Source organism: Mucilaginibacter sp. (genome assembly GCF_039207105.1).
In the GTDB taxonomy this organism is placed as follows: domain Bacteria; phylum Bacteroidota; class Bacteroidia; order Sphingobacteriales; family Sphingobacteriaceae; genus Mucilaginibacter.
Map to the genome: position 1 here is coordinate 1 of NZ_JBCECK010000276.1, position 3,346 is coordinate 3,346.

Sequence of the window (3,346 nt, forward strand, 5' to 3'; positions counted from 1 at the left end):
TTTTGCTCAATATTACGCCTGACCATTTAGACAGGTATGATTATAAGCTGGAAAATTACGCGGCATCAAAATTCCGTATAACGCAAAATCAAACAGCGGCCGACTATTTTATTTTCTGTGCCGATGATCCGGAAACCATTAAAGGTATGGCCGGACGTAGTTTTGAAGCACAACAGTTACCCTTTTCAATTGAAACTAAGATTAAACCGGGAGCATATCTCGAAAACGACAATATTGTCATTAACACACAACAAGAACATTTTCAAATGTCAATTAAAGAATTAGCCCTGCAGGGCAAGCACAACATTTACAACTCAATGGCTTCTGGCATTGTATCAAAGGTGCTTGAGCTGCGCAACGAATCGATGAGAGAGAGCATGGGCAACTTTAAAAACATCGAGCACAGGCTGGAGTCGGTTGGTAAAATATCGGGAATTAGTTTCATTAATGATTCAAAGGCCACCAACGTTAACTCAACCTGGTACGCTTTAGAAAGCATGACTACTGATGTGGTGTTGATCTTGGGTGGTGTTGATAAGGGAAATGACTACAGCATGCTTAAACAACTGGTGAAGCAAAAGGTGAAAGCTATTGTTTGCCTGGGTAAAGACAACAAACGCATTCATGATGCTTTTGAAGAAGATGTAGATGTGATCGTAAATACCGGCTCGGCGCAGGAAGCGGTACAGGTAGCGTTTCACCTGGCCGAAAAAGGCGATACCGTATTATTGTCACCCGCATGCGCAAGCTTTGATCTTTTTAAAAATTACGAAGACCGCGGCAACCAGTTTAAAGCGGCAGTGAGGGAATTGTAAGCCCCTTGCCCCCTAAAGGGGGAATGAGGGTTTAGATTATGGAAAAGTTGAATTAACGAATATTAAATAAAAAGGCTCACCCTTTAGGGGGAGATTTAGAGGGGGCTTATGCACAGGATACTCAGTAATACAAAAGGCGACCGCTGGATATGGCTAATAGTCATATTGCTTTCTGTTATATCCTTATTGGCTGTATACAGTTCAACTGGTACGCTGGCATATAAGAGAGGGGTTGGGGTTGAATCGATCCTGATGAAACACCTGGCTATGGTGGTAGGCGGCATTGCGCTCATGTATATTTCGCATAAGCTTGATTATAGGTACTATGCCGGTATATCCAAGATCATGATGATCGTAACCATACCATTGTTGTTATACACATTGGTATTTGGTAGCCACATCAATAACGCAAGCCGGTGGATCAACATTCCGGTAATTGGGTTGAGTTTTCAAACATCCGATTTGGCTAAGCTGGCACTGATCACCTACCTGGCACGTACATTATCGCGCAAGCAGGAGAATATCAAGGATGTAAAAGAATCGTTTTTACCCATTATGGGTTCGGTTTGTTTGGTGTTTATACTGATTGCACTGGCTAACTTATCAACCGCGCTGATGCTGTTTGGGGTGAGTATTTTGCTGCTCATTATTGGGCGTATCAGTATCAAGCAAATAGCGGTGGTTTGTGGTGCAGGCTTTATTTTACTATTAGGTGTATTGTTTTTGGGCCCCAGGAGGCACATGTATGCGACAAGGGTAAGTACGTTTTTACACCCGGAGCAAGCTAAGCCCGATAAGTCCTTCCAGTCAGATCATGCTAAAATAGCCATTGCCAGCGGCGGTTTGTTTGGAAAAGGCCCTGGTAACAGTACTGAAAGAAATTACCTGCCCGAGTCATACTCCGACGAGATATACGCCATTATTATTGAGGAGTATGGCCTGGTAGGCGGGTTTGCCTTAATTGGCATTTACCTGTTTCTACTATACAGGTGTATAAAAATTGTAACAAAAGCGCCAAAAGCCTTCGGGGCTTTGCTGGCATGCGGGTTGAGTTTTAGTTTAACTATACAGGCTTTTGCTAATATGGCCGTGGCAGTAGGCTTAGGCCCGGTAACAGGTGTTCCGCTGCCGTTTGTGAGTATGGGTGGTACATCATTATTATTTACGAGCGTGGCCTTTGGCATTATATTATCCGTAAGCAGGGATATTGAAGAACCAAAGAAAGTAGTAGTAGGCGAGATCAGGACGGCGTAATGGTGAGTGGTGAGTGGTGAGTGGTGAGTGGTGAGTGGTGAGTGGTGAGTGGTGAGTAAAATTGCCTAACAAGTTAGAGTTTAGAATTTAGGTTTTAGCATTTTTTAGAGATTAGAATTTTATAAAACATGGCAAAAAGAATTATCATAAGCGGCGGCGGAACAGGAGGACACATCTTCCCGGCCATTGCTATTGCCAATGCTTTAAAAAATATTGATCCGGCTACCGAAATATTGTTTGTAGGTGCCAACGGTCGTATGGAAATGGAAAAAGTTCCGGCAGCCGGTTATAAGATCATTGGGCTGGATATTCAGGGAATTCAGCGTAAATCGATCTGGAAAAACGTAATGTTCCCTGTTAAGCTTATTGGTAGTGTGCGCAAGGCACTTAAAATTATAAAAGATTTTAAGCCCGATGCTGCGGTTGGTGTTGGGGGCTATGCTTCTGGGCCGTTATTGTATGCGGCATCGTTAAAAAATATACCATACCTCATACAGGAGCAAAACTCTTATGCAGGTATTACAAATAAATGGCTGGGTAAGCACGCCCAAAAAATATGTGTGGCATTTGATGGCATGGAGCAGTTTTTCCCTGCCGGTAAAATTATAAAAACAGGCAACCCTATCCGCAGAGATTCGGTAAATATTGCAGGTAAGCATATGCAGGCGCTGGAACTTTATAAGTTATCGGCATTTAAAAAAACAATACTCATAACAGGTGGCAGCCTGGGTGCACGTACATTGAATAACAGCATACTGGCAGGTCTTGATAAACTGATAGCCGCCGATGTACAGATCATCTGGCAAACCGGTAAATTCTACTATAAACAGATCATCGAGAAACTGGGTGAAGATTACCACCCTGATATTAAGATAACCGAGTTTTTATCGCGGATGGACCTGGCTTATGCCGCTGCCGATATTATTATATCGCGGGCCGGTGCGGGTACGATTGCCGAGCTTTGCATGGTTAAAAAACCGGTGATTCTGGTGCCGTCGCCAAATGTGGCCGAAGATCACCAAACCAAAAACGCGCTGGCACTGGTACAGGAAGAAGCAGCTGTGTTTTTAGCCGATAGAGATGCGGAAGCGAAGCTGGTTGACAGGGCGCTTGAATTATTAAACGACAGAGAACAACAAAAGAAACTGGGTGTAAATATTGGTAAAATGGCCATGCCAAATGCCGATGAAGTTATAGCCCGGGAACTATTAAAGATAATAACAAACAACAACAATTAAAATTATGGTCCTCCTTCTCCCCAAAGGGGAGGGCCTTTT

General features: G+C 43.3%; 3 protein-coding genes. All 3 read left to right on the top strand.

Annotation, left to right across the window (positions count from 1 at the left end; translation table 11 throughout):
- A partial coding sequence (gene murD, locus AAGC65_RS25455; protein ID WP_343115269.1) for a UDP-N-acetylmuramoyl-L-alanine--D-glutamate ligase occupies positions 1-815 on the top strand: 815 nt, incomplete at its 5' end.
- A 108-nt stretch (positions 816-923) separates the two neighbouring features.
- Positions 924-2,069, top strand: coding sequence for a putative peptidoglycan glycosyltransferase FtsW (locus AAGC65_RS25460; protein WP_343115270.1), 1,146 nt, complete (start codon positions 924-926; stop codon positions 2,067-2,069).
- A gap of 128 nt (positions 2,070-2,197) precedes the next feature.
- A complete protein-coding gene (murG, locus tag AAGC65_RS25465) occupies positions 2,198-3,307 on the top strand; it encodes an undecaprenyldiphospho-muramoylpentapeptide beta-N-acetylglucosaminyltransferase (RefSeq protein WP_343115271.1) in 1,110 nt (369 codons plus the stop codon).
- Positions 3,308-3,346: the final 39 nt, after the last annotated feature.

Excerpts from the sequence above, each read along its gene's own strand:
- murG (WP_343115271.1), top strand. The coding sequence starts at position 2,198 with ATGGCAAAAAGAATTATCATAAGCGGCGGCGGAACAGGAGGACACATC.
- AAGC65_RS25460 (WP_343115270.1), top strand. The coding sequence starts at position 924 with ATGCACAGGATACTCAGTAATACAAAAGGCGACCGCTGGATATGGCTA.